The sequence below is a fragment of the Phenylobacterium sp. genome (assembly GCF_028290885.1).
Lineage (GTDB): Bacteria > Pseudomonadota > Alphaproteobacteria > Caulobacterales > Caulobacteraceae > Phenylobacterium.
In genome coordinates this window covers 1-6,252 of the sequence record NZ_JAQGIZ010000099.1, presented here as the reverse complement: position 1 = coordinate 6,252, position 6,252 = coordinate 1, and the positions used below count along the sequence as shown (strand labels likewise).

At 67.3% G+C, this 6,252-nt stretch carries 6 protein-coding genes; 1 reads left to right on the top strand and 5 read right to left on the bottom strand.

Translation table 11 applies throughout. From position 1 onward, the window contains the following. The 3 genes from alaS to JWP28_RS07205 all read right to left on the bottom strand — a co-directional run. On the bottom strand, positions 1-2,444 hold a 2,444-nt coding region (alaS, locus tag JWP28_RS07215), incomplete at its 3' end, for an alanine--tRNA ligase (RefSeq protein ID WP_299541565.1). Between the two features lie 231 nt (positions 2,445-2,675). Beyond that, positions 2,676-3,746 (bottom strand): recombinase RecA, encoded by a 1,071-nt coding sequence (gene recA / locus JWP28_RS07210; RefSeq protein ID WP_299541563.1) that lies wholly within the window; start codon positions 3,744-3,746, stop codon positions 2,676-2,678. Positions 3,747-4,004: 258 nt separating this feature from the next. Next, the gene (locus JWP28_RS07205) at positions 4,005-4,184 is read right to left on the bottom strand and encodes a hypothetical protein (protein ID WP_299541561.1); all 180 of its coding nucleotides are present in this window, start codon (positions 4,182-4,184) and stop codon (positions 4,005-4,007) included. 133 nt (positions 4,185-4,317) lie between these two features. Here JWP28_RS07205 and JWP28_RS07200 point away from each other — a divergent pair, with 133 nt between their 5' ends. Beyond that, entirely contained in the window at positions 4,318-4,647 is a 330-nt protein-coding gene (locus JWP28_RS07200) for an aldehyde dehydrogenase family protein (RefSeq protein WP_299541560.1), read from the top strand. A gap of 50 nt (positions 4,648-4,697) precedes the next feature. On the opposite strand, the gene JWP28_RS07195 is transcribed toward JWP28_RS07200, so the two are convergent. Together JWP28_RS07195 and JWP28_RS07190 are read right to left on the bottom strand one after the other, a co-directional pair. Continuing rightward, entirely contained in the window at positions 4,698-5,147 is a 450-nt protein-coding gene (locus JWP28_RS07195) for a nuclear transport factor 2 family protein (protein ID WP_299541558.1), read from the bottom strand. 45 nt (positions 5,148-5,192) lie between these two features. After that, on the bottom strand, positions 5,193-6,176 hold the full coding sequence (locus tag JWP28_RS07190) for an alpha/beta fold hydrolase (RefSeq protein WP_299541556.1): 984 nt from the start codon (positions 6,174-6,176) through the stop codon (positions 5,193-5,195). Positions 6,177-6,252 lie beyond the last annotated feature (76 nt).

Genomic DNA, 6,252 nt, shown 5'->3' with positions numbered 1-6,252 from the left:
ATCAGCAGGATCACGCCGTCGGGCAGCTGTTTCTTGAATTCTTCGGCGATGGGCCGCAGATCCTTGCCGCCGACGCCGTCCATGATGCGGGCCATGACCTTGACGCCGCCGATCTCCTCCGGCCCGGCGGCCGGGCCGCCGCCGCCCGCCCCGCCGCCCATGGCGAGCTGGCGCTTGGCGTCGCCGAGCTCCTTCTCGAGCTGGCGGCGCTGGGCCTCGAGCGCGGCCACGCGGCCGGCCACCTCGGACACCGGGACCTTGAACTGGTCGGCCAGCGCCCTGGAGACCGCCGCCTGGTCCAGCAGCCAGCGGCGCGCCGACTCGCCGGTCAGCGCCTCGATGCGGCGGACGCCAGCAGCGATGCCCTGCTCCTGGACGATCTTGAACAGCGCGATGTCACCGGTGCGCGCCACGTGGGTGCCGCCGCAGAGCTCCACCGAATAGGCGCCCTCGCCGGCCAGCGATTCCCCCAGCGTCAGCACACGCACGGTGTCGCCGTATTTCTCGCCGAACAGCGCCATGGCGCCGGCGGCCATCGCCTCCTTGGGCGCCATCAGCTTGGTTTCCGCCGGCAGGTTCTGGCGCACGACCGCGTTCACCTCGGCCTCGATGCGGTCGATCTCGTCGGGCGTCAGCGGGGCGCCGTGGCTGAAGTCGAAGCGGATGCGCTCGCCGTCGACCATCTGACCCTTCTGGGTGACATGCGGCCCCAGGACGTTGCGCAGCGCCGCATGCAGCAGGTGGGTCGCCGAGTGGTTCGAACGCGTCTGGGCCCGGCGCTGGGCGTCGACCGCCAGCCGCACACGGGCGCCGGGCGCGAGCGTCCCTTCGAGAATCTCCAGGTCATGGACGAAGAGGTCGCCGGCCTGCTTCTGGACGTCGGTGACCCGGGCGCGGCCGCCGTCCCATTCCGCCTCGCCCTGGTCGCCCGCCTGGCCTCCGCTCTCGGCGTAGAAGGGCGTGCGGTCGAACACCGCCTGGACGCTGACCCCGGCGACGGCGCCGTCGATCTCCCGGCCGTCCTCCACCAGCGCCAGCAGCTCGCCGGTGGTCTCGATCGCTTCGTAGCCCACGAATTCGGTGGGTCCGAGCCGGTCGCGGATCGCGAACCACTCGCCGGCCGCAGCCACCTGGCCGGAGCCGGTCCAGGCCTCGCGCGCCTGTTCGCGCTGGCGGGCCATGGCGGCGTCGAAGCCGGCCAGGTCCACGGTCAGCCCCCTGGCGCGCACCGCATCCTGGGTGAGGTCGAGCGGGAAGCCGTAGGTGTCGTAGAGCTTGAAGGCGGTCTCGCCGGAGAACACGTCGCCTTCGTTCAGGCCGGCGGTGGCCTCGTCCAAGAGGCTCATGCCGCGGCCCAGCGTGCGGCGGAAGCGTTCCTCCTCCTGGCGCAGGGTGTCGACGATGGCGGGCTCGGCGCGCTTCAGCTCCGGATAGGCCTCGCCCATCTGTTCGATCAGGGTGGGCGCCAGCCGGTGCATCAGGGGGTCCGCCGCGCCCAACAGGTGGGCGTGGCGCATGGCGCGGCGCATGATCCGGCGCAGGACGTAGCCGCGGCCCTCGTTGGAGGGCGTCACCCCGTCGGCTATGAGGAAGCTCGACGAGCGCAGGTGGTCGGCGATCACCCGGTGCGAGGGGCCGTTCGAGGCGCCGCCGACGCCGCCCACCAGCTCGCGGCTGGCGGCGATGATCGCGCGGAACAGGTCGATGTCGTAGTTGTCGTGCACGCCCTGCAGGACGGCTGCGATCCGCTCCAGGCCCATGCCGGTGTCGATGGAGGGCTTGGGCAGGGCTACCCGGTCGCCATTGGCCTGCTGGTCGTACTGCATGAAGACCAGGTTCCATATCTCCACGAACCGGTCGCCGTCCTCGTCCGGACTGCCGGGCGGGCCTCCGGGGATGTGGGAGCCGTGGTCGTAGAAGATTTCCGAGCAGGGGCCGCAGGGGCCAGTGTCGCCCATCGACCAGAAGTTGTCGGCGGTGGCGATGCGGATGATCTTCTCATCGGGTAGGCCGGCGATCTTCTTCCAGAGGGAGGCCGCGTGGTCGTCCTCGGCGTAGACGGTGACCAGCAGCTTCTCGACCGGGAGTTCGAACTCCTTGGTGAGCAGCTCCCAGGCGTACTCGATCGCGCCTTCCTTGAAATAGTCGCCGAACGAGAAGTTCCCCAGCATCTCGAAGAAGGTGTGGTGGCGTGCAGTGTAGCCGACGTTGTCGAGGTCGTTGTGCTTGCCGCCGGCGCGGACCGACTTCTGCGACGAGGCCGCGCGGGGCCAGGGCGGCTGCTCGGCGCCGGTGAAGTAGTTCTTGAACGGCACCATGCCGGCGTTGACGAAGAGCAGGGTCGGGTCGTTCTGCGGCACCAGCGGCGCCGAGGCGACCACGGCATGATTCTTCCCCTGGAAGTAGTCCAGGAAATGGCTGCGGATCTCGTTCAGACTCGGCATGGGGCGGACTTGGGACCTTGGCGCTTCACGTGGACATTGACGAGGGGGGCGTCCCCTCACCCGACATCTAGGAACGGCCGCCCGTTTACGAAACTTAAGAGGGCCCGCAAAGGAAAAGGACGCCCGGGGGATTCCCGGACGTCCTGGCTCCGACGCGAGCGCCTGCGTGGGGTGGCGGGGCGGACCCGTTGGCGGGGGAGGCCCGCCCGGCTGAAGGCGCTCGCCGAAGGGTTATTCCTCGTCGGCCTCGGGGCCGCCGACCAACAGTTCTTCCTCGATGACCGCCTTGGCGCCGCGGACGGCCTTTTCGATGTCATTGGCGATATCGGGATTGGCCTTCAGGAACTCGCGGACGTTGTCGCGGCCCTGGCCGATGCGCTGGCTCGAATAGGAGAACCAGGAGCCGGACTTCTCGATAACGCCGGCCTTGACGCCCAGGTCGATGATCTCGCCCAGCTTGGAGATCCCCTCGCCGTACATGATGTCGAACTCGACCTCGCGGAACGGCGGGGCGACCTTGTTCTTGACCACCTTCACCCGCACGTTGTTGCCAACAATCTCGTCGCGCAGCTTCACCGAGCCGGTGCGGCGGATGTCGAGGCGCACCGAGGCGTAGAACTTCAGCGCATTGCCGCCGGTGGTGGTCTCGGGGCTGCCGTACATCACCCCGATCTTCATGCGGATCTGGTTGATGAAGATCACCAGGGTGTTGGTCTTCGAGATCGAGGCGGTGAGCTTGCGCAGCGCCTGGCTCATCAGCCTGGCCTGCAGGCCCGGCAGGCTGTCACCCATCTCGCCCTCGATCTCGGCCCGCGGCGTCAGCGCGGCCACGCTGTCGATGACGATGATGTCCACCGCGCCCGAGCGCACCAGGGTGTCGGTGATCTCCAGCGCCTGCTCGCCGGTGTCCGGCTGCGAGACCAACAGGTCGTCCAGGTTGACCCCCAGCTTGTGGGCGTAAGAGGGGTCGAGTGCGTGTTCGGCATCGACGAAGGCCGCCGTGCCGCCCAGCTTCTGGACTTCGGCCACCACATGCAGGGCGAGCGTCGTCTTGCCGGAGCTCTCCGGTCCGTAGATCTCGACGACGCGGCCCTTGGGCAGGCCGCCGATGCCCAGCGCCATGTCGAGGCCGAGCGAGCCGGTGGACACGCTCTCGATCTCCACGATCTTGCCCTTGTCGCCCAGCCGCATCACCGAGCCCTTGCCGAAGGCCCGGTCGATCTGCGTCAGCGCCGCCTCGAGGGCGCGCTGCTTGTCTCCGTCTTCCTTACCCACAAGCTTCAACACTGCTGGCTGCGACATTTTCCGAAAGCCCCTTATCCCACGATTCCGTCACCCGAGCCGCCAATGCGTCACCTCGGCCTGGACTCAGTTGTACGCATTTTGTTCCAGTTGGCAAGATGTTCTCTTTTTTACCTACAACGGGCCATGGTTGGGGCCGCTCTTTGCTTCTGGCATTGAGCGCCCTTTGAATATGGCAATGACTCTGGCGCTGCCCCCTTGGGAGAGGCGGTCATTTCGAGGTTTCCCGGTCGGGGCGCTGGTTTCCCAGTCCCATTGTCAAACCGACTGCTGAAATCGTTGAAGAAAGTTGGCGGAGGTTTCCCAATCCTGCGGGACTGAGAAACCTACTGGGAAACCGGATTGAGCCAGCGGCTCGAACTGAAGAAAAAATGTCGCGACGGCGCCGCCGAGAGCGTTGCGCAGCCCGATTAGAAAGCGCGAGAGCACCTCGTTCACACCGAGGGGGTCACAGGTTCAATTCCTGTCGCATACACCATTCTTTTCAAAGAGTTAGTCCTTGTCAGCCGCCCCTCATATGGTCTCCGCAATCACCCAGTAACCACAGCGGTGCGGCTGGTACCGCAGAGCAATGGGTATCGTATCGGTGCGGCGCCCTCGAATCGCCCGCGAGGAGATCTTTGGCCCGATGCTGTGCGTCATCCCCTACGACGACGAGGAGGAGGAGGCCATCGCCATCGCGAACGACAGGCCCTACGGCCTGCAGGCCTATGTCGACAGCGCTGACGTGGCGCACGCACGTCGGGTGGCCGAGCAGCTGGACTGCGGCCGCGTGACGATCAATGGCGCGCCGCACGCGCCCCTGGCGCCGTTCGGCGGCTTCAAGCAGTCCGGTATCGGCCGCGAATACGGCCGCTACGGGCTCGAGGCCCATCTGGAGGTCAGGGCCATCCTCGGCTGACTTGCGCCATAGGCGCCGGCCGCTTTTCCGGGGTCTTGAGCGGCGCCCGCCTATTCGGGCAGGACCCGGGCGCTGACGGTCGCGAACTTCCAGCCGGCGTCGGTGCGGACGCAGGCCGCCGTGTAGTTGACGCTCATGGCCACGCGGCCCGGTCCCTCGCGCCAGTCGGTGACCAGGGCGCGGTAGAGCACCTTGGCTGAATTTTCATCCGCGCCGGGTTCGACGAGGACGTCCGTCATCTGATGGCGCGCCTTCAGCCGCCACCGCGGGATGGTTGCGGTCTCGATGAGGGCCATCAGGCCCGCCCGTCCACGGACGGCCTGCGCGGGGCCCGAGCCGTCCTGGGTCGCCGGCGGCGGGTTTTCCCGGCTCCAAGCGCCGTCTTCCAGGAACAGACTCGCGAAGGCCTCCTTCTCGCCGCCGTCGATGGCGTAGGCATAGCGGGCGATCAGATTGCGGATCTGCAGCTCGTCGGCAGGCGCCACAAAGGCAAAGGTCATTCAGGTTCCTCTCAAGGCTCGGAAGCGGCGGGCTTGCAGCCGCGCTCACTCACCCATGAAACGGATGATCTGCTCAGCGACTGCACGGGGCGCTTCTTCAGGCACGTAGTGCCCACAGCCAGCAAACACAGCGCCCCGCACATCCGCCGCGACCAAGCGCATCGTCTCGAGCAGCATGGCTCCGACTCCGCTCTCCGCGCCGACTGCGAGCACTGGCATGGCGAGCTTGCGCTCAGCACGCGCCCGAGTGTCGGCGAGGCCTTCGGGGCCGAGATTGTGTCGCTGGTAGGAAAGCGCCGCCCGCATCGCGCCGGGGGCGGCGTTGACGCGCACATATTCGTCGAGATCCACAGGTGTGATCGTCCAGGGACGCGCGGATTTGTGCCTGAACAGCCATGTCAGCAACTCCCGCTCGCGTCCCCGCAACAGGATCTCCGGCAAATCATCGAGCCGGTTGAAGGCCAGGTGCCAGGTCTTCACATTCGCCTCCGCCGAGGGAATGCCGGCCGGAGGCGGCGGGGTGACGCCGGGGAGCGCCGCGTCGAACACGGCCAGCCGCTTCACGTCGCCCGGCCATTCGGCCGCAAAGGCATAGCCGATCCAGACGCCGAGATCGTGACCGACGATATCGACAGGCCCGTTCGCCGTCAGTCCCAGCGCCTCGACGAAATCATGAAGCTCGGCGGCCACGGTGCGCATCTCGTAGCCAGAAGCGGGCCGATCGGAGTCACCCATGCCGCGCGGGTCCAGCGCGATCACGCGCCGGCCGGCCTTGGCGAGCAGCGGCATCACATAGCGCCACGCGTACCAGCTCTGCGGCCAGCCGGGCAGCAGCACGATCGGCGCGCCGCTGCCGCCTTCGACGAAATGCAACCGCACGCCCTTGATGACGACGGTATCGTGGTGGAACTGCGTCCAGAACGTCGCAGGGTCGAAGGGCGCCGCCGTGTCCGCGGCGGAGGTTTCAACGATGTCATGTGTCAGGGCGGACTCCGGGTTCGGGACTGGGTGATCAGCGGTCGCGTCCAATCGCCTTGTGGGACGGGTTTCGCGGGGTGGGCTGGCGTGGCCAGTTCGAAATAGAAAGTGATCTCTTCCAAATGGG

Bases quoted from the DNA above. Each gene is read 5' to 3' on its own strand.
- recA (WP_299541563.1), bottom strand. From the start codon at position 3,746: ATGTCGCAGCCAGCAGTGTTGAAGCTTGTGGGTAAGGAAGACGGAGAC.
- JWP28_RS07200 (WP_299541560.1), top strand. From the start codon at position 4,318: ATGGGTATCGTATCGGTGCGGCGCCCTCGAATCGCCCGCGAGGAGATC.
- JWP28_RS07195 (WP_299541558.1), bottom strand. From the start codon at position 5,147: ATGACCTTTGCCTTTGTGGCGCCTGCCGACGAGCTGCAGATCCGCAAT.